Below are 23,768 nucleotides of genomic sequence, written 5' to 3' on the forward strand. Positions count from 1 at the left end.
GGCTCGATGACTGACGACAAGATCGATCCGGCGACGGAGAGCTTCATCGTTCACCGCAACCTGCTGTTCACCGTGGTCTACGAGATGCTGGGCTCGGCCGCCGATGCCGAGGACGTGCTCCAGGAGGCCTGGCTACGGTGGGTGAAGGTCGACCGGGAGCAAGTGCGCGACGATCGGGCGCTCCCGAGCGCGCGGTCTTCGTGCTGCGCGAGGTCTTCCGCTTCGAGTACGACGAAATCGCGGCGGCCGTGGACAAGAGTCCCGCGGCCGTCGGGCAGATCGCGCACCGCGCCCGGCGGCACGTCGAGGCGCGTCGCCCGCGGGAGTCGGTCACGCTCGCGGAGGCGCAGGCGGCGGCAAAGTCGTTCCGGCACGCGCTCAACACCGGCGACTTCCAGAGCTCGCCCGACCGGCGCGGGTCGTGGTGTGTGTCGCGACGGTCGCTTCACTGCCTGCCGTACCTGGCACTGAGGTGGCCTGGGTCTTCGAGTGGAAGGTCGGGATCTCCAGGCACGGGTTCGACGGCACCACCCGGGCGGGCAACGTCACCGGGGTGCGGGATGTCACCCCGAGTCGCGAAGCCACCCGCGCAGGCGGGGCAACGTCTGTCCCGACGTGTCCCTGTCTACGTCGCCGACCAGGTCAGCCACGGATATCGCCTCCAGCGATGTACGCCAGGCGGCCTCAGCTGTCGCCATCGCGCGAGCAATGGCGCAAGCGCGTTCGCAGTCGCCCGGCGTCGCCGGCAACGGCCCGCGCTGTCGGATCTCTGTGCAGCGGAACGCTGGTTCATGTCCCTCGATGGCACCAACGACGTCAAGCACGGTGATGTGTGCCGGGTCTCGAGCCAGTAGGTATCCACCATCGCGACCCTCGGCGGCCGACACCAGTCCGGCGCGGACCAAGGCCTGCATGTGCTTCGCCAGGTACGTCTTTGACACGTCATGGAACGTAGCCAGTCTGCCGACTGGAACCGGATCCGTGGCCTGGCTGAGCACGACACAACAATGCAGCGCCCACTCGACCCCCGCAGAAAGCTTCATTGCAGCGAGCCTACGCGGCCAAGCGGTATCCAAGTTGGTCGGCAACAGCGAAGTGATACATTGACTAGGATAAAAAAAGTCCGAGTAAGAGGAGTACGGCAATGCGCGTCGCGGTGGGCGGGTCTACAGGGCAGGTGGGCCGGCTTTTGAATCAGGCCCTTCGGAACGCGGGCCACGACGTAGTGGGGCTTTCCCGAGCGGTGGGCTTCGACCTAGCCGATACGGGAGTGGTGAACGTCTTGGCTGAGCGGCTGGCCGACGTCGATGCGGTGGTTGACGTGACAAATGTGATCACGCAGGACCGTGCAGAATCCGCGAGCTTCTTCTCGGCCGTCGCCGAGAACATTGGGAAAGCTGCTACCGCGGCTGGCGTCTCGCGGACCGTGCTGCTCTCGATTGTCGGCGTGGACGGCATTCCCAACGACGCGCACTACGCAGCTAAGTACCTGCAGGAGCAGACCCACCGCGAGTATGCGCCAGGCGTGCACATCGTGCGTGCGGCACAGTTCCACGAGTTCTCCGAGATGGTGCTGGAATGGGGGCGCGACCGCGACCGAACCACCGTTCCGGACTTCCCAGTGCGGCCTGTACACCTCGACGTGGTCGTGTCTGCGCTGCTCGAGGCTGCGGCCGGAACGCCGGTCAGCACGATGCTTGACGTCGCCGGTCCGCGTCCGGAGCGCCTGGCAGACATGGTGACCCGCCTGGTGCGTGCGCGCGGCGAGCGACTTGAGGTACTTGCAGTTCCCGCCAGCCCGGAGCTGAATGCTGGAGCATGCATCCCAGGTGCGGACGCACTGATCGCAGGGCCATCATTCGACGAGTGGCTGGAAGGCAAGTACGGCATCCGCGTCGACCCGCCGCGCCGATAGAGGCGCCCTACCGGCCGGTGAGCGGGGAGTTCAGGCGGAGAGTGGCGGGTTGATCAAGGTGTCGCGTAGTCGCGCAACAGATCCGGGCCGACTGGGCTTCCTCCGCGAGGTGACAGAGAACCAGGTCGTCGAGACCGATCGGTTGCTGATCAAGGGGTACCGCGCCGATGATGTCGAACCACTGCTCGCCTACTACTCGATCCCGGCGGTGGCCAGACATCTGATCCATGGTCCGCGGGATCGAGCAAGGGCCGAGGAACAGGTTGGACGCACGCAACGTTGCATCAGCGCGGCTGTGTGAGCGCCTCGGGATGCAGCGCGAAGCGCATCTTCGAAAGGACCAGTGGGTTAAGGGGGAATGGGCCAACGTTCCCGGGTCGTAACCCAGAGTCACGCCAGCTTCCACGGGGAGCGCGAGGGCGGCTGGGTTGGACGCTGCGCTACCCATCCTGGCGACAGGGCTTCAAGGAAGAACTGACGATGCATCGAGAGGAGATGCCGTGAGCCGGACCGAGGAGTTCGAAGAGCTCAGGCCCCTGATGTTCTCCCTCGCCTACCGCCTGCTGGGCAGCGTGGCCGAGGTGGAGGACGTGATGCAAGAGGCGTGGTTGCGTTACCAGTCGACCCCGACTCAGCCCCGGTCGCCCAAGGCATTTCTGTCCGCTGTGGTCACCAGGATCTCGATCGATGTGCTCCGCTCCGCTCGCGTCCGGCGGGAGCAGTACGTCGGGGTGTGGTTGCCCGAGCCCTTGCTCACCGACCCTTACGAGGATCCGGCCAGGTCCGCGGAACTGGCGGACTCGGTGTCCATGGCGGCTTTGTTGCTGCTCGAACGGCTGACACCTCTCGAACGCGCAGTGTTCGTGTTGCGGGACGTTTTCGCCTACGACTACGCCGATGTGGCAGTGACGGTCGGCCGATCAGAGGCGGCCTGCCGCCAGCTACTGGTGAGAGCTCGCCGTCACATGGAGAGCGGACGACCACGGTTCGAGGCGGACCGGCGGGCGCGGGAGGAGCTGGCCGCCCGGTTCTTCGGTGCGTTCCGCAACGGCGACGTCGACGGACTGAGGGAAGTGCTCGCCGCAGACGTCCAACTGGTGGGCGACGCGGGAGGCAAGGCGCCCGCACTGGGTCGGGCAGTGGTCGGCGTGGACAAGGTCGCGCGCGTCCTCGCGTCGCTCTTCCCCAGGCTCGATCGGGTCGACGCCACCCTGGAACAGTGCGAGGTGAATGGTCAGCCCGGCGCGATCCTGCGGGACCGCGAGGGCAAGGTGGCCTTCACGTTGGCCCTGGACGTGCTGGGAGGGCAGATCCAGACCATCCGATCGGTCGGCAACCCCGAAAAGCTTGGACATATAGGCCCCGTTGCGGACGCTTGGGCCCTTCAGCGCGAGTTCAGGCAGGCTCGCGACGACTGAGTCCCGAAAGCGATTGCGGCGCCGGGCCCCGACTTCGCCCACAACCCTGATCTCAGGTTTGCCCGCTCATGTCCGGTCGTTGACTTGGGGTGAGAACGACCGCGTGCTCGACGCGGCGGAGGTGGTCGACGCCGCAACGATCGGGGGCCCGCGTGACGCCGCGCAGATCACAACCTGATCGAACCAGCGGAGCAGCGGAAAGGGCAGGCTTCCTCTCCACCTCACCCCTCGAGCGCACCGGGCCGCTGCACGCACCAGGTCGGCCCTGACGTTTCCAGCCGAAGCCAGACAAAACGAAGACGGGAGTGACGAGATGCGCGTGTTGTTGTCGACGTATGGGTCCAGAGGAGATGTCGAACCTATCGTGGCTCTCGCGGTGCAGTTGCAGGCTCTCGGCGCAGAGGTGCGCATGTGCGCACCCCCCGACGATGAGTTCATCGAGCTGTTGGCCCGCGAAGGCGTGCCGCTGGTGCCCTTCGACAGACCTTGGCGCTCGTGGGAGCGACCGCCCACTGCCGAGGAGCGCGGACAGCGCGTGACCGACTTCATCGCCGCGCAGTATGAAACGGTCGCAGCGACGGCCGCAGGATGCGACATGATCGTGGCAACCGCCATGTCCCAGTTCGTCGGGCCTTCGGTGGCGGAAAAGCTGGGCATCCCGTACCGATACGCGCTCTTCTCCCCAGGCGTGCTGGATGGCCTGGATGGCCAGGGCTTCAACGAGTTGTTCGGTGAGCCCATCAATACCCACCGGGCCTCGATCGACCTGCGACCGGTTGGCGACGTCGGCAAGTTCATGTTCACCGCCCGACCGTTGCTGGCTGCCGACCCGATCCTTGGCCCGTGGCGTGCGTCTCAGAGCTTCGATGCCATGCAGACCGGCGCCTGGATCCTGCCCGACGAGCGCCCGCTCCCGGCCGAGTTGCTGACGTTCCTGGACGCCGGCGAACTGCCGGTCTATGCCGGGTTCGGCAGCATGCGAACGGTCTGTGAGGACACCGCGCGGGCGGCCATCGGGGCGATCCGTGCGCACGACCGCCGCGTGCTTGTTGGCCGCGGGTGGGCGGGCCTGGATCTGATCGACGACCAGGACGATTGCTTCGTCATCGGAGAGGTCAACCAGCAAGAGCTGTTCGAGCGGGTGGCTGCCGTTGTTCACCACGGTGGCGCAGGCACAACGGTCACGGCGGCCCGCGCCGGCGCGCCGCAGGTGGTGGTGCCCCAAGGAGGCGACCAGATCTACTGGGCCGGACGTGCGACCGAGCTCGGCATCGGCGCTGCTCACGACGGTCCGGCTCCGACCGTCCAGTCCCTCTCGGCCGTGCTCGGGACGGCCCTGAGCCCTCAGACCCGCGCACGAGCGACCGCGGTGGCCGCGGAGGTTCGTATCGACGGAGCGAAGAGGGCCGCGGAGCTACTGCTCGCCGGAGACGCAGCCGAACGACCGTGAGCCTGTGACCACGCCAGGTTGCGTCGCTGCGGCCTCGCGGTGCTCGACCGTGACCTGGCAGCGGGGGCGCCGGTGTCTATGTCACAAAGGACCGACCTCCCTCGTCCTAGAGCACGAGTGTGAGACCTGCTGCCGCGGGCGAGCACTCACAGACTGCTCCGGTCACCCAAGCCGTCCACCCAGGCCCTGTTGCACCTGAGCCGAGTCGTGCCAGAAGCAGAAACTCTCGAGGGGAACTCCATGAACACCATTCTCTGGATCGCGGCCGGCCTCTTGTCGCTGGTCGCCCTTACCGGCGGCTTCGCGAAGACCTTCATTCCCAAGGAGAGGCTGGCACGCCAAGAAGGAGGGGCGTGGACTCGCGGTGCCAGTCCCGCCTTCGTGAAAACCCTCGGCGTGCTGGAACTGCTCGCCGCGGTCGGCCTCATTCTCCCGGCCCTGGTGGACGTCGCGCCCGTGATGGTGCCGGTCACGGCGGTGTGTTGGGTTGCCCTGATGATTGGGGCGATGATCACCCACGCACGTCTCGGCCAGTTCAAGCTGGTGATGCTGAATGTCGTCTACGTGGTGCTCGCTGTTTTCATCGCGGTTGGCCGGTTCGGACCCGAGGCCTTCACGGCCTGACGGCTACTTCCACCGAGCGTCGACTCGCGGGCATTCAGGTACCACATCCGCGGGTCGACGTGGTGCGTACGGCGTGCGGGCGGCAAACGTCTCGGTGCGCAGCCCAGCGGTGGACGACGTGCCAGGCGGGCGCCCGACAACCCGTCCGAAAGATGCCTCGGACCCTGCTCGCGCGAACAGGTCTGGGCCGTGAGCCGGGCCCTCGACCAAACCGACCTCGCGCCCGCGAGGTCGACGGATCCCGAAGGAGGAGCAGTGTCACAGATCGTGGTCGTCGGCGGGGGTTTCGCGGCCGTGTGGAGCGCGGCTGCCGCGGCCCGGCGCCGGGCCGAGGCCGGGCGCAGGGAGGACGAGATCGCCATCACCGTCATCGCCCCGTCGCCGGAGATGGTCATTCGGCCCCGGCTTTATGAGGAGAACCCGTCATCGATGACAGTGTTGCTGGACGACGTGCTCAGTCCGATCGGCGTACGGCGGGCGCAGGGCACCGTCCGGGCCGTCGATCCCGACCGTCATCTGGTCGTCGTAGAGGTCGATGGCGACACGACCGAGATGTCGTACGACCGGCTCGTGCTCGCGACCGGCAGCAGGCTGGTCCCACCTCCGTCGGTGCCCGGCGCGGACCTCATGCACGACGTCGACACGCGAGATGCCGCTGCCGACCTGGAGCGGCACCTCGACAACAGACACCTCTCGGACGGCCCGGGTCGGTTCAGAGCGGTTGTGGTGGGCTCGGGCTTCGTCGGTCTTGAGGTGGCTACTGAGTTGGTGGATCGCTTGGGTCGCCGCGCGGCTGCGGTGGGCGCGCGGGACGAGCTGCGGGTGTGGCTCGTCGAACGGGCCGACGTCGTGGCGCCCGAGCTCGGCGAGGGGCCCCGAGACCAGGTCCTGGCGGGACTGGCCGGCGCCGGCGTCGACCTGGTGCTGGGCTCGACAGTCGCGTCGATGAACGCGCAGCAAGTGACACTCGCGGACGGTCGCGAACTGTCGGCAGAAACGGTGGTCTGGACGGGTGGCATGCGGGCGCACGGGCCGATCGAGAGCCTAGCCGGAGACCGCGACGTACTTGGACGCCTTGAGGTGGACGCGCGCATGTTCGTGGTGGGCGTGCCGGACCTGCTCGCCGCGGGAGACGTAGCCTCAGTTGAGGTCGCGCCGGGACGACTGGCGCCCCAGAGCTGTCAGTACGCGCATCAGCACGGGAAGCATGCCGGGCACAACGCGGTGGCGGACCTGCTCGGGCTGCCGCTCCTGGACTTCAACGGGGATCCGTACGTCACGGTTGTCGACCTCGGATCCGCGGGTGCCGTCTACACCGAGGGTTTCGACCGGCAAGTACGCGCCGTCGGGAAGTCGGCGAAGGATGTGAAGCGCATGGTCAACACTCAGCTCATCTATCCTCCGACGAAGGACGCCGACGTCATCCTCACCGCGGCAGACCACCTGAGCGAGTCGCGGCCGGTCAAGCCGGTGCCGGTGGAGGGACCCTGAAGTGGAGGAGCTACCCCAATTGACCGACGGTGCTGTCCCCGGTCCTGAGATCGAGGCGGTGCGGACCACCGCCGCCGCCGAATTCGCACCTGCAGGACCGCCACCGCCTACCCGACTCGTGATCACCGTGGGTGTCCTGGTGGCGGTCTGGTGCGCGATCTTCGCGGGCATAAGCATCTGGTTCGAGCTGACCGACAAGTTCGCTACGGGTCCCCACGCAGCCGATGCCGACGCTCTATCGGTGGTGAACTGGTACGTCGCCGTTGTGAAGCTGGTCGGCGTGGCTGCGGCCGTGCTCGCTCTCCGTCCGCCACACAAACATGTCGGGCCAAGGGCCGTCGGCATGGTCCTGTGGGCGGCGTTTTCGACGGTGACGATCTACGTTGCGGGCAGCCTGGCCCAAGCGGGGGCCATGCTTGCTGGCGTCGCTGGTGATGGCGACCGCCTCGACGCATCGTCGATTGGTTACGTGATCGCGTTCCTGCTCGCCGCCGTGGGGTTCGGGATTCTCGCTGTGTCGTACTCCCGGCGCATGAGCCTCGGCAGGCGGGAACTCATCCTCGGAGTCTGCGCGGCGCCACTTGTGCTGGGCAGCATCCTCATCGTCCTGCCTTCGCTACTCAGGGCCGCAGGGCTGCTGTCGGCCTGACAGGCTCGGCGATGTGCCACCTGGCGACACCACCTGAAGTAGGGACACGCGATGCCGACGCGAGTCAGCGCAAGTCGTTTGTGGGCTTAGCTACTTCCATAGGGTCGTCCAATGCCGGCCGAGGTTGCCGTCCCCCGTCCGGACGCTGTCCGTGCGCGCCGCCGCTGACAGCGGACGCCGCGGTCATGGCGCCCGCGGCAGCGGTGGGGGAAGCGGAGTTTCTCACTCGCCCACCGTCCTCCGTCGGTCCGCGGACAGCCGTCGGACAGGGCCGGGGCGCACGCTGGGGCAGAAGCACCCGCACGCGAAGGAGAGCCCGACATGCGGACCATGATCCTGGTGGTCGGTGGCATGCGCTGCCGACGTTGCGTCCGGGAGGTCACCGCCCGGCTCCGCGACGTCGCCGGTGTCGACACCGTGATCGCCGACACGGCGAGCTCGCGGGTCGAGCTCGCCGGCACAATGACCGAGCGCGACGTCCTCCGGGCGTTCGTCGGTTTCGCGTACCCGGTTCAGCTCCTCCACGGACCCGACGCTGCGGCGGGCACGTGATCGCGTCACCGCCGACAGGCAGCAGACAGCGACAGGACAGCCGTCCTCGTGAGTCTCCTCCCGACAGCCGACGTCGGCTGGTCCATCACGAGAGAAGGGCACACCATGTCTTCCACATCCTCGCCCGCGAGGACCGCGAGCAGCCGACGCTGGCTGGCTCTCGGGCTGATTGCCGCGGCTCAGTTCATGGTCATCATGGACACCTCGATCATCGGGGTCGCACTGCCCGAGATGCAGGCCGACCTCGGCTTCACCCCCGAGGGCCTCAGTTGGGTCTTCAACGCCTACGTCGTTGCGTTCGGCGGGCTGCTGCTGCTCGGCGGGCGCCTCTCCGACCTCTTCGGCGCCCGCCGGATCTTCAGCATCGGCTGGGGAATCCTGGCCGCGGGCTCGCTGCTGGCCGGCCTGGCCGACGGCGCGGTCCTCGAACTGGCCGGTCGGGCGGTCCAAGGGGTCGGTTCCGCGCTCATCGCGCCGGCCGCGCTGACCCTGCTGTTCACCATCTTCGGGGCCAAGCCCTCGGAGCTGACCAAGGCACTCGCGCTGTACGGCGCTGCGGCACCGGCCGGCGGCACCGCCGGGGTGTTCCTTGGTGGGATCCTGACCGAGTACGCGAGTTGGCCCTGGGTCTTCTTCGTCAACCTGCCGCTGGCCGCCGTTGTACTCCTGCTCACGCCCTCGGTGATGCCCGGGGGCATGACCCGACGGGGCTCGCTCGACCTCGCTGGTGCCATCACCGTGACGGCCGGACTGGCGGCGCTCGTCTTCGCCATCGTCCGGGCGCCGCAGGTCGGCTCGACGTCTGCGTCCACCCTGGTTGTTGGGGTGACCGGCCTCGCGCTGCTTGCCCTGTTTGTGCTCATCCAGGCCCGCCGCCAGGAGCCGCTGATGCGGCTGGGCATCTTCAAGGCGCCCAACCTCGCTGCGGCGAACGTCGCGCAGTTCATGCTCGGCGCTGCCTGGATCCCGATGTTCTTCTTCGTCAACCTCTACCTCCAGCAGGTCATCGGGCTCGGTGCCTTCGCCAGCGGCGCGGCGCTGCTGCCCCTGACCGTCACGATCATGGTCGGGATGATCGGCGTCGCCCCCCGGTTGATCGCCCGATTCGGTCCGAAGGCCATGACTGTTTCCGGCCTCGCGACCCTGTCGGTCGGCCTGGTGTGGCTCTCGTTCATCCAGCCCCAAGGGAGCTTCGCTGGGGACGTCCTCCCGGCGTCACTCGTGACGGCTGCCGGCATGGCGTTGGCGTTCATCCCGTCGCTCGGACTGGCGCTGACCTCGGCGGCTCCGGAGGAGGGCGGCCTCGCGTCCGGCATCGTCAGCACCAACTACCAAATCGGCTCGGCGCTGGGACTGGCCCTGATGACCGCCGTCGCGTCAGCTTTCGGCGCCGATCGGGTGGGTGACGCGGTCTCGCAGACCGAGGGCTTCTCGGCCGGGCTGCTGGGCGCTGCGGCGATTGCTGGGCTGGGGGCTCTCCTGGCGATGGCGTGGCTGCGCCCGCAGGCGCCGTCGCCCCAGGACGTGCAGGAGACGACCGGAGTAGCTGCTTGACCATGCACGCCCCGATCGACCGATTCCTCGGCGGCCACCCGGTTTGCCGAGCACCAACCGGGCCGGCCGTCACCGCCCGCGACCGCAAAGGAAGGCACCACCATGTGCAGCACTGTCGAGACCTACCCCGTCGCCGGCATGACCTGTGGCCATTGCGCCAGCTCCGTCATCGCTGGGCTCGAAGCGGTCCCGGGCGTGTGCCAGGTGGACGTCGACCTGCCCTCGGGCAATGTTCGCGTCACGTCGGCCGAGCCCCTCACCACCGACCTGGTCCGCGCGGCCGTCGAAGGGGCAGGTTTCTCGCTGGCCGTCTGAGCCCGCGCCCCGGCGGAGGGCACCCCCTCCGCTGAGGACGTTTCGGCCTGAGATCGATCCGCGATGTCACCGCGGGTCGCTCTTCGCCGGCGGGAGAAACCACGCCCGGACGGCCGCGCTGACCCCGTGGCCGTCCGCCGCGTGTAGCTGGGTGTTTGCTCCAGCGTCGGCGCTGCGACACCATGACGCGACGGGGTGACGAGGAGAGAGCCGTGGACGTCCGCTTCCGGCTGCTGGGTCCGATGGAGATCACGGTCCAGGGGCGCCCGGTGGTGCTGCCCGGTGCGGCCGAGCGCTCGGTCATGGTCCAGCTGCTGCTCTCACCCGGCCGGACGATCCCGGCGACCATGCTCGTCGACCGGCTCTGGTCGGAGTCGTCCCTGCCGGCCGACCCGATGAACGCGCTGCAGATCCGGGTTTCGAAACTGCGGCGCAGCCTGAAGGCGATCGGACTGCCGGAGGCGGTCACGCGCGAGGGCGTGGGCTACCGCGCTGACGTCGATCCCCGGTCGGTCGACGCGGTGGACTTCGTGATCCGCGTGCGCGAGGCGAGGGCGCGCGCCGCGGCTGGTCCGGACGGGGCCGACGACGCAACCCTCGCAGCGTACGACGAGGCTCTGGCCCTGTGGCGCGGCGACCCCCTCAGTGACTTCGTCGCCGAGCACTGGGCGACCGCCGAGGCCGCCAGGTACGCCGAGGTCAGGCTGGGCGCGCTCACCGAGCGTGCCCAGATCGCGCTGGCGCTTGGCCGCCACCAGGAGGTCGTCGCAGATCTCGAGCCCCTGGTCGCACACGACCCAACCCTCGAGTCGCTCACCGGGCTGCTCATGGTCGCCCTGTACCGCGGCGGACGGCAGGCGGACGCCCTCGAGGCATACCGCCGCACCCGCGACGTCCTCGACGAGTCCTTGGGCCTCGAGCCGTCGCTCACGCTGCGGTCCCTGCACGAACGGGTCCTGCGGCAGGACGAGGCGCTCGGCGCACAGCCCGACCTGACGCCCGCGCCGGTCGCGGTTTCCAGCACCCGGAGCTGGGTGGAGGCGGGGACCGCCTCGCCGACGAACCTGCCGACGGTGGTGCGTCCGCTGATCGGCCGTGATGCCCAGCTCGACTCCCTGATCGAGCTCGTCCGCGGCTCGCGCCTGCTGTCGCTGATCGGACCCGGCGGTGCGGGCAAGACCTCCCTCGCCCTCGCTGCCGTGGTGCGCACCTCCGGCGCCTTCTCTGACGGGGCCTTCGGGGTCCGCCTCGCCTCGGTCGACACTCCCGACCAGGTGCCGCTGGCGGTGGCCGACGCCCTCGGTGTGCCCCTCGACGGGGCAGCGGCGGACCGGGATGTCCGTGAGCGGCTGATCTCGTATCTGATGCGACGCCGGATCCTGCTGCTGGTCGACAATTGCGAGCACGTCATCGACGCCGCGGCCGGCCTCATCGACGACATCCTGGGTCGGTGCCCGGAGGTGACGATCCTGGCGACCAGCCGTGAAGCGCTCGCCGTCCCCGACGAGGTGCAGGTCACCGTAGGCCCCTTGGACACGCCGCCCGCCGGCGTGCCGGCCGGCAGGGTGCTGGAGTACCCGGCCGCCCAACTCTTCATGGAGCGTGCCCGGTCGGTCCGGCCGGGAACGGTCTTCGGGAACGATGACCTCGTGGCCGTTGGCCGGATCAGCCGTGCGCTCGACGGCATCCCCCTGGCGCTCGAGCTCGCGGGCGTCCGAGTCGCGACGATGTCACCCGCCGAGATCGCTGACCGTCTGGACCAGCGGTTCGCGTTGCTCACGACCGGCGCGCGCACGGCCGAGGCTCGACAGCAGACGCTGCGCGCGACCGTCGACTGGAGCTACGCGTTGCTCACCGAGCGTGAGCAGCGGGTGTTCAATCGGCTCGCCGTCTTCCAGGGCGGGTGGACCCTGACCGCATCCGAGGCGGTCGTCAGTGACGCTGGCCTCCCAGTAGGGGAGGTGCTCGACACCATCGGGCGTCTGGTCGAACGGTCGATGGTCGTGGTCGAACGGGGCGCCACGACCCGCTACCGGATGCTGGAGACCTTGCGGCAGTACGCTGCCGAGCGGCTGCTCTCTGCCGGTGAGCAGGAGGCCGTCGCCCAGCAGCACGCGAGGTACTTCCGCGACTTCGTGCAGGAGGCCGAGCCGCAGCTGCGCGGCCACGGCCAGCGCGACACGTTCAGGCGGCTGCGCGACGAGCAGCCCAACATCACGGCCGCCCTCGCCTGGCTGGCCGGCCCGGGTCGGGACCTCGACTCGGCCCTCGACACAGCTGGGGCCCTCGGCCTCTTCTGGCACCTCGGGCGCCACCTGGAGGGCCGGGAGGTCCTGTCCCGGCTGCTCGCCTCGGGCAACGGAAGCCCTCCCGCGCGGGCGCACGCCCTCCAGGCGGTGTCGCTGGTGGAGCGACCACGCGCCTGTCTCGTCCATCCCAGCCGGCGCTGCGCGGAGGCCGCGCAGGAGAGCCTGGCGATCTTCGAGGACCTCGGGGATGCCTCCCGTGCCGCTCTGTCGCGCGTCCTGCTGGCCGTCGAGGGCGTGACCGGTCAGGATCGCGATCGGGCCGAGTCCCTGCTGCAGGAAGCGGTGGAGCAGTTCGAGGAGGACGGTGATTCGTGGGGCGCGGGCGTGATCGGCTTCGTGCGGATGGAGAGCGCCCTCAAGACCGGCGACGAGGCCAGGGCGGTCCCGCTCGGGCGCGCGACCGCTGCCGTGTTCCGGCTGCTCGACGATCCGTGGGGCCTGTCGGCGATCCTCTACCACCTCGGCTGGGGCCTGCGGCAGTTCGGACGCTACGACGAGGGCGCGCGTGTGCTCGAGGAGGCAATCGACGTGGCGGCCGGGGCCGGGCTCCAGAACACAGTGCAGTGGGCGTTGGCCGACCTCGCGATCACCCGCCTCCACCTGGGCGATAAGGAGGCCGCACGGGATCTTCTCGAGCGGGCGAGCGCCGCATCCGAACACGTCGGGGACGGAGCCGGAGCGGTTCTCGCGAGCTACGGCTACGGGCTCCTCGCGCAGGTCGGAGGACAGTGGGACCAGGCCCGGGCCCGGTTCATGGAGGCGTACGCCGGCTTCGGCGAGCTCGGCACCCCGGTGTCCCAAGGACTGGCTCTCGCCGGGCTGGCCCGGTGCGACCAGGCTGCGGGCGACGCGGCGGCCGCCGGCGCGCGGTACGAGGAGTTGCTCGAGCTCGGCCGGCGGGTGGGGGAACCGGGTCTGACCAGCACTGCACTGGAGGGCCTGTGCCGGCTGGCCGTCGACCGCGGGGACCACACGCTCGCCGCCACCCTGTACGACGAGGCGACCGAGCTGCGCGCGAGCTCGGCTCGGCCGTCGGCGCCGCACGAGCTCCGTGACCTCGAGGGGGTTGTCGGCGGACTCGCGACGGCTCGCGGTCCGCGGAGCTGAGCTCCCGCAGCGGCACGGGTGAACCATCCTGCTGGGACGAGACGGGTCGGGGTCTCCACGGCCGGCTAGTGCAGAAGGGCGCGGGTTTCCACGACCTGGGCGAACTTGCCGTGCAGGTTCGCGGCACTGACCTGTGCCAGCTCGTCGGCCCGGAACTGCCGACCATCGGGACCGAGGCGGTCAAAGGTGTGCGGGCCGGCATCGAGCCCGGACTCGGCCAGAGTCCTTGCGTAGCCGCACGATCTGTTCGACGACGTGGTCCGGGATCGCGGTCGGTGAGGACTCACGCCGTCGGGACCGAGGCCCGAACGCGGCCTGGCCCTCGACCTTGTAGCGGGTCAGGAGCTTGGAGACCCACCCCTTCGACACCCGACACATGATCAAGGCCCGCCAACCCGGGCAAAAGCCCAGGTCAGCGGGCCACTTCTGCCAGAGCCAGAGTCGCCCGTTCTCTCTACACCGCTCGGAGCCCTATCTCGTTCCGGGCGTGGACGGTAGCGCTGTGGGCCGGTCGAGCCCCAGAGCATCCAACGCCTGCTCCAGGACCTCGGCGGCCGATGCCATCGCGTCCAGCTCGATGATCGGCCAGCCTGCCGACCGCATGGCCGTGAGCTCCTGTTCCCTCAGTGCGCCCAGCTGATCTCGCGACCACGCCGCGATCCGCTCGGCGATGCTTCCGGTGGTGTGACCCGCGTCGCTGGCGATGCGAGCGTAGCGCTTCGCCCAGACGTCACCGCGTTGGGCAAGCGCGCGTTCGGTCGCCGTCCGTACGTCACCGACCAGGTCCAGGAGGACGGGATCCATGTCGTCTGCGAGCTCGCGTACGTCCAGGCAGAGTCGCGTGAGCCGACCGTGGTCCCGCATGGCCCACGGAAGGTCGGCCGCCATGCCTGCGCAGTCCCAGTCGAACACGCCCCAGGCGCTCGTGGACCGGAAGCCGTCGAAGATCCGCGCATACGTGGGCAGGAATCGCTCGGGTGTCGGAAACTCCCTGCTGCGGAAGGCTTCCGCGACGTCGGCGAAGTCGGCTCGGGTGAAGATCTGGTGCTCGCCGAACAGGTCGACGGTCGCACCTGCTTCCTCGAGTCTGTGTGCGAGCCCTTCGGCGAGGGTCGACTTGCCGACGCCCGCACAGGATCCGGAGAGCATGACCAGGCGCGGCCCCGTCCGGTCGCGGGTGTCGAACTCCGAGTTCATCCGGACACTGTGGCAAAACCAGACTCGATTCGTCACCAGGTTTGCCGCACGGGCGCCTCGTCGAGGTAGGTACTGGACTGCAGTTGTTCCCGTTGCTTAGCAGCGGGCGAACTCGCAGACCTCGGGGTCAGGCGGGTCGACGGTCGAGCGAACTCGGTGCGCAGTGCGTCCATGGTGTGCACGCTCCCAGGTGTTCGGCTTGCCACCTCGGTGGAGCAGGGCAGCGACGATCGCCAACAGCCACGCTTCGGCGTCGTAGTCGAAGTCAGGCTCACCGGTGTGGTCCTCGCAGGTGAAGTCGAGCACGATGAACTCGGCGGCGGTCCAGTCGCTCAACTGGTCGTCGACGCAGTAGTCCTCGACGACATCGGAATCGAGCAGAGCACATGGCAGGCGGAACATCACCCGGTGTGCCCCAGTTAGTCACGGACAGGTGCGCGTCGTCATAGCGCTCCATCAACTGGTTCGGATCACCGCGGAAGTTGCCCTCCCGATCATGTTCAGATGGTCTCCTCAAGCGTGCTCTCCCAACGGCCGCTGTCGAACCACCGAGTCTGCCCAGCGGCTGACCCGATAGCCCCATGCCAAAGAGGGTGATCGGTCGGTTCCTGGCTGGGCCAACCAGACGAACTGAGCCAACCGGTCCAGCTCACTCCACACAGCGAGTACTCTCGATCGCGATGGAGGAGAACAAGGCACGCCGCGTCGTCGACGCCCTACGCGATCGTGGCACAGACGCCGACCTGGCCCGGGTTGGCCTCTACCAGTTCGGGGTCAGCGTCAAGCTCTCCGATGGTCGTGAGGCGACGTGGGACTCCGACGGCACGGCCGCGCTCGAAGCCCAGGTGATGCGCGATGGCGTACTGGTCGGGTACGTCCCTGCTATCGAAGGCTCCGAGACCTACACCGAGCAGCAGATCATCGACGCAATCCTCCGGACCGATTACGACAAGCCGATCGCCTCACAGCGGCCCACCGCGCCCCGGCCCGCCCCGCCGCTGCCCCGAAAAGGCGGGCTCTTCCGCCGGTTCATCGACGGCTTCCGGTACCGCTGAGGGAGAGGCAACTCGCCCTACGACGGTGGACGGTTGAGTGCCCAAGCCCCGCAAACGCAGGGCCGCCGCGGAGTCACGAGCTTCACCCGACGTCCACTCATTGTCGGCTTTGGCAGACGCCCGGTCACGCGGCGGAGGGGGTCACTCATGCGATGGATCGGTCATCCTGCGTCGATGCGGCGTGCTTTCCAGACCTCTTCGCTTGGCCACTGGCGTGCCCAGTCCAGGTCAACGTAGTCGAACTCGGTCGGGGCGTTCTGCGCTGGCCGAACCTCTTGCAGGTCTTCGACGACAAAGCCGCACTGGCGTAGCAGCTGGATCATGGGACCGTGCGGCAGGTGAAAGGTAACGGCGCCGTTCGAATGTTCGATCCGGGACAGCCCGAACTGAGGTCGCCGGAGCACTCTGTCGGCTCGTCCCTCGTCGGGCATGCACAGGACGAGCAACTCCGAACTGCGCAGGAAGACCAGCTCACCACCAGGACGGAGAAGTCGAGCGGCCTCGGGAATCCACCTGTAGGGGTCACACCATGCAGCAGCGCCGTGCTCGCTTATGGCGAGGTCGAAGCTTGAGTCCGGATATGGAACCTGCTCAGCATTGCCATGCAGCAGCGGGAAATGGACGTTGAACTCATTCTGCATGGCGCGGGCCGCAGCCAGCTGTCGCTCAGAGTTGTCGATCCCGACGGGTTGCCCACCGGACCGGGCGATCCATGAGGAGACGTACGCCGTGCCGCAGCCGAGCTCGACCACGTCTTTACCGGCGAGGTCGGAGGGAAGGAGGGGCAGGTCGGTCTGCGGTACCGCCCAGATACCCCAGTGTGGATCGGCCGCCCACTGCTTTCGTGCCCGCGCAGCGAACCCCGCGCTGAGCTCTGAATCCCACACCTCTCGGTTGCGACGCGCGTGCTCCGGCAATTCGTCGGCACTCCGGTCAGCCATACGGTCAACCCCATCGTGGGCACTTGCCGACAGCAACCGGTTTTACCTGCTGATCAGGTTTTCGCACGGCTCTGGGACGTCTGCAAACCGCCGTGAGATTGCCGTCGAGGGCGCCAGTTACGTGCAGAACGGATGGAACAACTCGAGGTCGCGCTCGAGTCTGGCGATGCGCTGGAACCCCCAGGTTTCCACGCCTGGCCGATCTGTCTCGCCCAGGACGCGAGCCGCCATGTCGCGCAACGCTCGCGCCAGGAGGGCGTACTCGATGTGATCCAGGTCGAGGTCGCGAGCGCCGTACTCAGCGAGGAACGACTCCGTGTTCGTGCTTTCCGCCGCGATCCACAGGTCGTGTTCCCGAGGACCGAGGACGGCCTGTTCCCAGTCCAGCATGGCCACGACCTCGCCGTCGTCGACGATGAGGTTGGAGCCGCCGAAATCCCGGTGGCAGACAACGTGCCGCACGGCCTTCAGGCTCGCTCGGTCGATCGTTCGTTCCAGTCGGAGGATGCTGTCGGCCACTTCGCGTCGGCGGCCCCTGATCCACCCATGGTCGAGCCGCTCTCTCAGCTGCCAGATCTCCGGCTCGTCCATCGTGCATCGCGGCAGGCGGATGCCGTCGAGTTCGTGGACACGTCTCAGAGCCCGTGCCGTCTCGCGCCAATCATCACCGTGACACCTCCGCCCCTGGACGAACGGGAAGAGCGCGTACGGCCTCGCACCCAACGTCGCGTAGAGCTCGCCGGTGACGGTCGGAACCGGCGCTGGTACGGGCAGGCCAGCAGCGCCGAGATCGTTCAGTAGGTCCAGACGGGCGGGCGGCGCACTGCCTCGCCACATCTTGACGAACCACAAGCCGTCGGCGACCCAGCAGTCGCTCTCGAACCCACCGGGATGCGGGTGGAGTTCAGTGGCGACGAGCCCGTAGTCGCGCGCAAGGTCCGGCGGCTGAGTATGCATCGGCGGCGGGAGGGTCACGACACCATGGTAGGAAGGTGCACCTGTCCGGCCGGAAATCACCTATCGAGTTCCTGGTGGGTTCGCCCGACCTGTGCTGCACCGACATGCCCCGGTGCGGTGCGTGGTCGTGTCGCATGGGTCGATTCGGGAACGAGGTCACCAGTCCCCGTCGCGCTCGTGCCTGTGGGCCATCGGAGTGGTGCTGGTACGGGTGGTGCTGCCGCTGTCGTGGCCCGGCTTCCTCACCATCGCGCTCACGACGGCGCTGGCGGCCTACAACGAGTTCCTGCTCGCGGTGACCTTCATCCAGAGCCCTGAGTACCTTCCGGTGGCCACCGGGTTCTTCTCGTTCCAGCAGGGGTTCAGCCAGATCTACCTGATCGGGGCGGCAGGATTGATGATGCTCATGCCGATGTTGATCGTGTTCCTCGCCCTGCAGCCGCAGGTTCGTCGAGGGCATCACCGCCTCCGGACTCGGCGGCATCTGAGTCCGCGCGCGGGTTTGCGAGGACGGCGAACCGGCTGGCACGCTGCCCGTCATGGCGACGATTCGATGGGGCATCATCGGCTGCGGCGATGTCACCGAGGTCAAGAGCGGGCCGGCATTCCAGCGGGCCGACAACTCCTGCCTGGTCGCGGTGATGCGCAGGACCGGCTCGCTCGCCGAGGACTACGCCCGGCGGCACGGCGTACCGCGGTGGCATGACGACGCGGACGCGATCATCCACGCCGACGACGTCGACGCGGTGTACGTCGCCACCCACCCCAACTCCCACCACGAGTACGTCCTGCGCTGCGCCGAAGCCGGCAAGCCCGTCTACGTCGAGAAGCCCATGGCCATCGACCACGAGGAATGCCTGGACATGATCGCGGCATGCCGGTCGGCGGGCGTACCGCTGTGGGTGGGCTACTACCGGCGGGAGCTGCCGCGGTTCACCGCGGTCGAGAAACTGCTGGGAGAAGGCGTGATCGGTGAGATCCATGCCGTACGTACCGAACGGTATGCCCGGCCCTCCGGCTCCACCGCAGGTCCCGCGCCGTGGCAGCTGGACCCCAGCCTGTCCAAGGGCGGTGTGTTCTTCGACAGCGCGTGTCACACGCTGGACTTCCTCGACCTGCTCCTCGGCCCGGTCGTCGAGGTCAGCGGGGCCACCAACCGGAGCCGGGCGAACGACGTCGTGGACACGATCTGCGCGACGTTCCGGTACGAGAGCGGGGTCCTTGGCAGCGGATTGTGGTGCTACGCCTCCGACGGTGACGAGGACACGACCGTGATCGTCGGTTCGAAAGGTCAGCTGGCCTTCTCGACCTCGAGGCCGGTCCCGCTCCGGCTGACCTGCGACGGCGAGCAGCGGGAGCTACCGATCGCGGACCCTCCGCACGTCCACCAGCCGCTCGTGCAGACGATCGTGGACGAGCTGAACGGTACGGGCCGGTGCCGGAGCACGGGGGAGACCGGCGCGCGCACGGCGTGGGTGATGGACCAGTTGCTCGGCCGCCGGAGTTGCGCCTGAGGATTCCCCGTCAGGCGATTCGGCGGGCCAGGCGGGTGTCCAGCGGCACCCCGGCGTCCGGGTGCAGGATCGCCGCGAGCGCTTCCACCCCGTCGACCAGACGCGGGCCGGGTCGCGCGAAAGAGGCGTTCGCGTCCACGGCCCACACCGGCAGCCCCGGTGGCAGCCGCCCGCTGGTGACGACGGCCTCCGCCAGCGGTACGGACCCGGCGAGGTCGAACCCGCAGGGCGCGCACACGACCACCTCCGGAGCGGACGCCGCGACCTCCTGCCAGATGATGCGTTCGGACCGCTTCCCTGCCGTCCCGATGACCGGTGTCCCGCCTGCGGTGGTGACCATCTCGGGTACCCAGTGCCCCGGCGCGAACGGCGGATCGGTCCACTCGAGAACCATCGTCGGGACGGGCGGCCGGTCGCGTACGGCTGTCGCTACGGCGTCGAGGCGGGTGCGGAGGCCGGCGAGGAGGCGTACCGCCGCCGCCTCACACCCCACCGCGCGGCCGAGAAGGGTGACCGAGTTGAGCACCTGACCGAGGTCCTGCGGGTCGAGGGTGAGGACGTCGGCGCGGCTGCCGAGGTAGGCCAGGGCGTCGTCGACGACGGAGACGTCGACCGCACACACCGCGCACAGGTCCTGCGTCACCACCAGGTCGGCGTCGAGGTCGCGCAACGCTCCCTCGTCGAGGTGGTAGAGGTCCTCGCCGGCCGCCATCCGCGCCGACACCAGGGCGTCGATCTCCGCCGGTGGCAGCCCCTCCGGCAGTGCGCTGGTCGAGACGACCCGGCGGGTCCGGGCCTGCGGCGGGTGGTCGCATTCGAACGTCACACCCACCACGTCGTCGCCGGCGCCGAGCGCGAACAGGATCTCCGTAGCAGACGGCAGCAACGACACGACCCTCATGCCGGACTCTGGGCTCCCCACTCTTCCGACGCTACGCCACGTCGGGACGGCTTCCGGCAAATCCGGAGGCTGAGGTTGCCGAGCGCCGTCCAGTACGGCTCGACGGTCCGGTCAGGCCCGCTCCCGTCGTCGGCCAGAATGCGCTTGTCCGCGGGCGGGCGGTCTGGCCAGGTGGTCGGCCGGGCCAGCCGCCGTTGGGGACCCCATCCGCAGGTCTCGGCGCGGACGAAGCAGTCCCAGACGCCCGGGTCGAGCGGCCGGCCCAGCTTCGCGGTACGCGCGTCGAGCCGCGCTGTGGCCCGCAGCCGGATGCGTTCGACGGCACCTTCGCCGTCGGGGACGAGGTGGCTGCGGGTCGGCAGCGGGTAGGCGCCCCTGTCCTCGCGGTTCTGTACGTAGACGTCGAGACGGCTGTCCGCGATCAGGTCGGTCACGTCGTACGCGTTGTCGGGCAGCGTGGTCCGCAGGCGGCACGGCGGGATCCAGTGCAGCCGACCACCAGTACGCCGGAGGGTCACCGGCCTGCCGTCCGCGTACACCAGGCGGGCGCTCGCCCGCACGACGAGGTCCGTGCCGTCCCAGTCGACATCGTCGAGGGCCGCGACGATGGTGAGTCCGCATTCCGCGGCCGCCAGCCTGGTGATGGCGCCGTACGCACCGGCTCGCAACAACCGCGACCGCACCCGCATCGACACCGGCAGGAACCTGTCGACACCGACGGCAAAGCGTTCGTCGGCCAGCCGGCGGATCTCGCGATGGTGGACGTACCGGCTCCACCGCAGCGGCAGGTTGGCGAGCGAGTGCCCAGTAATGAGGCGGAGCATCTTGGCGTGGTACCACGACGCGTACATCCGGTCCCGGTCGTCGCCCGGCGAGGTGTGCGCGTCGACGATGTCCAGGACCTCGCGCAACGCCCGGTAGTACGCCACCGGGTCGAAGCGGCGCGCGGAGTGGTGGGCACGGCGCGGCAGCTTGACCCAGTGGCAGCACACGTCGTCGGCGAGCACGCTGATCGTCCTTGCCAGGAAGTACGCACGAACGACCATCCGGTGGTCTTCCAACCAGGCCGGACCTTCGGGGAACCGCAGGCCATGCTCGCGCAGGAAAGCCGTCCGGAACAGCTTGTGCGGTGTGAGGAAGCCGAGAAGCCGGTCGGCCAGGATGTCGGCGCGGTCGCGTGAGCGGGTGAACATGCTTGCCGGCACGCCTCTGCCGCCGTGGCCGACGACCTTGCCGATGACGATGTCGGAGCCGCAGCGGACCGCCATGGCGTGCAGTCGTTCGAGGGCGTTCGGGGCGAGCCAGTCGTCCTGGTCGAGGAAGTAGATGTACTCCCCGCGGGCGTTGTCGGCGCCGACGTTGCGCGGCCTGCCTGGACCGCCGCTCCTGCTGAGGTGGAGGACGCGAATGTGGGCGTGCTCGGCGGCGAGACCGTCGAGACGTTGCGACGTTCCGTCGGTCGAACCGTCGTCGACGAACACCACGTCGTACGCATGCGGCGCGAGCGTCTGCCCGAGCACGGACTGCAGGCACGCGTCCAGACAGGTACGCGCGTTGAAGACCGGCACGACAACGGTGACCTTCACATCCCCCGACATGGACGATGAACTACCCCGGGTGGCATCCGGCAATCCACCCTCGACGCTCCGTGTCCCGGCGAGGAAGCCAGGCGGCCGGCGGTACGCCAGACTGAGCGCATGACGAGCACTGACGAGAATGGCACCGCGGTGACGTTCGGAGTCGTGGGCCTCGACCACGGCCACGTGGTCAGCCTGGTCCTCGGACTGCTGGGCGCGGGCGCTGAGTGCGCGGGCTACTGGAGCGAGACCGACACCCCCTGGACCGACGTCGTCGCCCAACAGGCACCGCACCTCCCGCGGGTCTCCGAGTCTGCCGAGCTGCTGGAGAATCCTGCCATTGACCTGATCGTCACCGCGGCCGTACCGGCGCGCCGCGCCGAGATCGCCGTCGAAGCGTTGCGGCACGGCAAGGACGTCGTGGCCGACAAGCCGGGAGCGATCACCCTCGACCAGCTGGCGCAGGTCCGCGCCGCCGTCGCCGAGAGCGGTCGGTTCTGGTCGGTGGCCTTCTCCGAACGCACGGCATCGCGGGCCACGCTCCATGCCCGGCGACTGATCGAGGACGGCGCGATCGGGCAGGTCGTCCAGACCATTGGACTCGGCCCCCACCACCTGCGTCCGCAGACCCGGCCGGCATGGACCTTCGACCCCGCGCTGGCCGGCGGGATCCTCGCCGACCTCGCCTCCCATCAGGTCGACCAGTTCCTGTACCTCACCGGTTCGACGTCGGCGGAGGTCGTCTCGTCGTCGGTCGGCAACTTCGCACATCCCGACCGGCCGGGGTTCGAGGACTTCGGCGAGATGCTCCTGCGCAGTGACCACGCGCAGGGTTACGCCCGCGTCGACTGGTACACCCCGGACGGGCTCGGCGTCTGGGGCGACGTCCGGCTCACGATCCTGGGCACCGAAGGCTACATCGAGATCCGCAAGAACATCGACCTCGGCGGCGCCCGCGAAGGTGGCGACCATCTCTTCCTGGTCGACGGCCAGGGCACGCGTCACCTGGAAAGCTTCGACGTCGAACTGCCCTACTTCCGCGCTGTCGTCGACGACGTCCGGCATCGCCGCACGCCGTTGACCGCGATCCCGCAGGACCTGGTTCTCACGGCGACCGAGCTCGCGCTCACGGCCCAGAGCGACGCGGCCAGGTTGGGGAACCTCCGGTGAAGCGCCGCCTCCGGGTCGCGATCATCGGCGCGGGCGTCGGTGCCGAGCACCTGGTCGGTTACCTGCTGAATCCGCGTGCGTACGACGTCACCACGATCTGCGACCTCGACCGGCAGCGCGGCGAGGGCCTGGCTGGCATGGTGTCGACGGCGCGATCGGCGACAGACGTCGACCAGGTCCTGGCCGATCCCACGATCGACCTGGTGTCGGTGTGCACCCCGCCGTTCACCCATCTCGACCTTGCCCTGCGCGCGCTCGAGGCGGGCAAGCATGTGGTCGTCGAGAAACCCGTCGCGGCGTCGCCGGCCGAGGTCGACCAGCTGGCGGCCGCGGGGACGGCGGCGGGGCGGGTGGTGGTCCCGGTGTTCCAGTACCGCTTCGCGCGGGGGCCGCGGCTGCTGCGGCGGCTGATCGCCGCTGACCTGGCGGGCCCTCCGGTCGCCGCCTCGCTCGAGGTGCACTGGGACCGCGGCGCCGACTACTACGCGGTGCCGTGGCGGGGCCGGCGGGAGACCGAGCTCGGTGGAACGGTGATGAGCCACCTGATCCATGCCCACGACCTGTTGACCTACCTCGCGGGCCCGGTCGTCCGCGTCCAGGCCGAGGTCGCGACGCTCGTCCATCAGGTCGAGGTCGAGGACACCGCCGCGGTGACGATGCGCCTCGAAAACGGCGCCCTCGTGTCGTCATCGGCGACGATCGGCGCGGCGGGCAACACCAGTCGCTACCGGTTCGTCTTCGCCGGCCTCACCGCACAGAGCGGTACGGCACCCTATGCGCCGGGTGAGGACCCCTGGACCTTCACGGCACGCGATCCCGCCCGGCAAGGTGAGCTCGACGCCCTCGTCAAGACAGGTGACCGTCCCCGCCGGAACGGCTTCGCGGGCTTGTTCGAGGCGCTTGCGCCAGCCCTGTCCGGCGATGCGGACCCACCGGTGAGCCTTGCCGACGCGCACGCAGCGATCTCACTCGCCGCGGCGGTCTACCACTCCGCGCGGACATCCTCGGGCGTCGATCTGCCGTTGTCGCCGGACCATCCCGCGTACCAGACTCGAGGCGAATGACACCGGGA

At 68.9% G+C, this 23,768-nt stretch carries 23 protein-coding genes and 1 pseudogene; 16 read left to right on the top strand and 8 right to left on the bottom strand.

The features are described from left to right. Positions 1-6 precede the first annotated feature (6 nt). A pseudogene (locus tag ABN028_RS16110) lies at positions 7-410 on the top strand (sigma factor-like helix-turn-helix DNA-binding protein); the annotation flags it as partial. A gap of 153 nt (positions 411-563) precedes the next feature. On the opposite strand, the gene ABN028_RS16115 reads toward ABN028_RS16110, so the two are convergent. Continuing rightward, positions 564-1,043, bottom strand: coding sequence for an RrF2 family transcriptional regulator (locus tag ABN028_RS16115; protein WP_349697213.1), 480 nt, complete (start codon positions 1,041-1,043; stop codon positions 564-566). Between the two features lie 101 nt (positions 1,044-1,144). Between ABN028_RS16115 and ABN028_RS16120 the strand changes: the two genes are divergently transcribed. From ABN028_RS16120 to ABN028_RS16170, 11 genes are all read left to right on the top strand, one after another. Continuing rightward, positions 1,145-1,915: an SDR family oxidoreductase gene (locus tag ABN028_RS16120; protein WP_349328761.1), complete on the top strand. Its 771-nt coding sequence runs from the start codon at positions 1,145-1,147 to the stop codon at positions 1,913-1,915. A gap of 109 nt (positions 1,916-2,024) precedes the next feature. Further along, positions 2,025-2,216 (top strand): GNAT family N-acetyltransferase, encoded by a 192-nt coding sequence (locus ABN028_RS16125; protein WP_349328760.1) that lies wholly within the window; start codon positions 2,025-2,027, stop codon positions 2,214-2,216. A 199-nt stretch (positions 2,217-2,415) separates the two neighbouring features. Continuing rightward, positions 2,416-3,333 carry an RNA polymerase sigma-70 factor gene (locus ABN028_RS16130; RefSeq protein ID WP_349697139.1) on the top strand — a complete coding sequence of 306 codons (918 nt, stop codon included), beginning with the start codon at positions 2,416-2,418 and terminating at the stop codon, positions 3,331-3,333. Between the two features lie 313 nt (positions 3,334-3,646). Beyond that, entirely contained in the window at positions 3,647-4,783 is a 1,137-nt protein-coding gene (locus ABN028_RS16135) for a glycosyltransferase (protein ID WP_349697140.1), read from the top strand. 240 nt (positions 4,784-5,023) lie between these two features. Then, a complete protein-coding gene (locus ABN028_RS16140; protein WP_349328757.1) occupies positions 5,024-5,407 on the top strand; it encodes a DoxX family protein in 384 nt (127 codons plus the stop codon). 255 nt (positions 5,408-5,662) lie between these two features. Next, positions 5,663-6,898: an NAD(P)/FAD-dependent oxidoreductase gene (locus tag ABN028_RS16145; protein ID WP_349697141.1), complete on the top strand. Its 1,236-nt coding sequence runs from the start codon at positions 5,663-5,665 to the stop codon at positions 6,896-6,898. Between the two features lie 19 nt (positions 6,899-6,917). Beyond that, entirely contained in the window at positions 6,918-7,547 is a 630-nt protein-coding gene (locus tag ABN028_RS16150) for a hypothetical protein (protein WP_349328755.1), read from the top strand. Positions 7,548-7,868: 321 nt separating this feature from the next. After that, a complete protein-coding gene (locus tag ABN028_RS16155; protein ID WP_349697142.1) occupies positions 7,869-8,099 on the top strand; it encodes a heavy-metal-associated domain-containing protein in 231 nt (76 codons plus the stop codon). A gap of 105 nt (positions 8,100-8,204) precedes the next feature. After that, on the top strand, positions 8,205-9,653 hold the full coding sequence (locus ABN028_RS16160; protein WP_349328753.1) for an MFS transporter: 1,449 nt from the start codon (positions 8,205-8,207) through the stop codon (positions 9,651-9,653). Positions 9,654-9,755: 102 nt separating this feature from the next. Beyond that, entirely contained in the window at positions 9,756-9,968 is a 213-nt protein-coding gene (locus ABN028_RS16165) for a heavy-metal-associated domain-containing protein (RefSeq protein ID WP_349328752.1), read from the top strand. 212 nt (positions 9,969-10,180) lie between these two features. Then, positions 10,181-13,384 carry an AfsR/SARP family transcriptional regulator gene (locus ABN028_RS16170; protein WP_349697143.1) on the top strand — a complete coding sequence of 1,068 codons (3,204 nt, stop codon included), beginning with the start codon at positions 10,181-10,183 and terminating at the stop codon, positions 13,382-13,384. A 180-nt stretch (positions 13,385-13,564) separates the two neighbouring features. Here ABN028_RS16170 and ABN028_RS16175 read toward each other — a convergent pair whose 3' ends face one another. The 3 genes from ABN028_RS16175 to ABN028_RS16185 all read right to left on the bottom strand — a co-directional run bounded on the left by ABN028_RS16175 (position 13,565) and on the right by ABN028_RS16185 (position 14,983). After that, a complete protein-coding gene (locus ABN028_RS16175; RefSeq protein ID WP_349697144.1) occupies positions 13,565-13,753 on the bottom strand; it encodes a hypothetical protein in 189 nt (62 codons plus the stop codon). 102 nt (positions 13,754-13,855) lie between these two features. Next, on the bottom strand, positions 13,856-14,581 hold the full coding sequence (locus ABN028_RS16180; protein WP_349328750.1) for a P-loop NTPase family protein: 726 nt from the start codon (positions 14,579-14,581) through the stop codon (positions 13,856-13,858). Positions 14,582-14,677: 96 nt separating this feature from the next. Continuing rightward, a complete protein-coding gene (locus tag ABN028_RS16185) occupies positions 14,678-14,983 on the bottom strand; it encodes a hypothetical protein (RefSeq protein WP_349328749.1) in 306 nt (101 codons plus the stop codon). Positions 14,984-15,261: 278 nt separating this feature from the next. On the opposite strand from ABN028_RS16185, the gene ABN028_RS16190 reads away from it, so the two are divergent. Continuing rightward, complete coding sequence (locus ABN028_RS16190; RefSeq protein WP_349328748.1) at positions 15,262-15,636, top strand: hypothetical protein; 375 nt, start codon at positions 15,262-15,264, stop codon at positions 15,634-15,636. A gap of 161 nt (positions 15,637-15,797) precedes the next feature. Here ABN028_RS16190 and ABN028_RS16195 read toward each other — a convergent pair whose 3' ends face one another. Both ABN028_RS16195 and ABN028_RS16200 read right to left on the bottom strand, forming a co-directional pair. Further along, positions 15,798-16,577, bottom strand: coding sequence for a class I SAM-dependent methyltransferase (locus tag ABN028_RS16195; RefSeq protein ID WP_349697145.1), 780 nt, complete (start codon positions 16,575-16,577; stop codon positions 15,798-15,800). A 117-nt stretch (positions 16,578-16,694) separates the two neighbouring features. Then, a complete protein-coding gene (locus tag ABN028_RS16200) occupies positions 16,695-17,552 on the bottom strand; it encodes a phosphotransferase enzyme family protein (RefSeq protein ID WP_349697146.1) in 858 nt (285 codons plus the stop codon). A 521-nt stretch (positions 17,553-18,073) separates the two neighbouring features. Here ABN028_RS16200 and ABN028_RS16205 point away from each other — a divergent pair. Beyond that, complete coding sequence (locus ABN028_RS16205) at positions 18,074-19,048, top strand: Gfo/Idh/MocA family protein (protein ID WP_349697147.1); 975 nt, start codon at positions 18,074-18,076, stop codon at positions 19,046-19,048. 10 nt (positions 19,049-19,058) lie between these two features. On the opposite strand, the gene ABN028_RS16210 is transcribed toward ABN028_RS16205, so the two are convergent. Together ABN028_RS16210 and ABN028_RS16215 are read right to left on the bottom strand one after the other, a co-directional pair. Next, on the bottom strand, positions 19,059-19,970 hold the full coding sequence (locus ABN028_RS16210) for an ABC transporter substrate-binding protein (RefSeq protein WP_349697148.1): 912 nt from the start codon (positions 19,968-19,970) through the stop codon (positions 19,059-19,061). Beyond that, complete coding sequence (locus ABN028_RS16215) at positions 19,946-21,547, bottom strand: glycosyltransferase family 2 protein (protein ID WP_349697149.1); 1,602 nt, start codon at positions 21,545-21,547, stop codon at positions 19,946-19,948. The genes ABN028_RS16210 and ABN028_RS16215 overlap by 25 nt, the downstream gene beginning before the upstream one ends. 99 nt (positions 21,548-21,646) lie before the next feature. Between ABN028_RS16215 and ABN028_RS16220 the strand changes: the two genes are divergently transcribed. Then, a complete protein-coding gene (locus ABN028_RS16220; protein WP_349697150.1) occupies positions 21,647-22,696 on the top strand; it encodes a Gfo/Idh/MocA family protein in 1,050 nt (349 codons plus the stop codon). Continuing rightward, entirely contained in the window at positions 22,693-23,760 is a 1,068-nt protein-coding gene (locus ABN028_RS16225; RefSeq protein ID WP_349328738.1) for a Gfo/Idh/MocA family protein, read from the top strand. The genes ABN028_RS16220 and ABN028_RS16225 overlap by 4 nt, the downstream gene beginning before the upstream one ends. Positions 23,761-23,768: the final 8 nt, after the last annotated feature.

It is taken from the genome of Actinopolymorpha sp. B17G11, from assembly GCF_040196095.1.
GTDB lineage: Bacteria > Actinomycetota > Actinomycetes > Propionibacteriales > Actinopolymorphaceae > Thermasporomyces.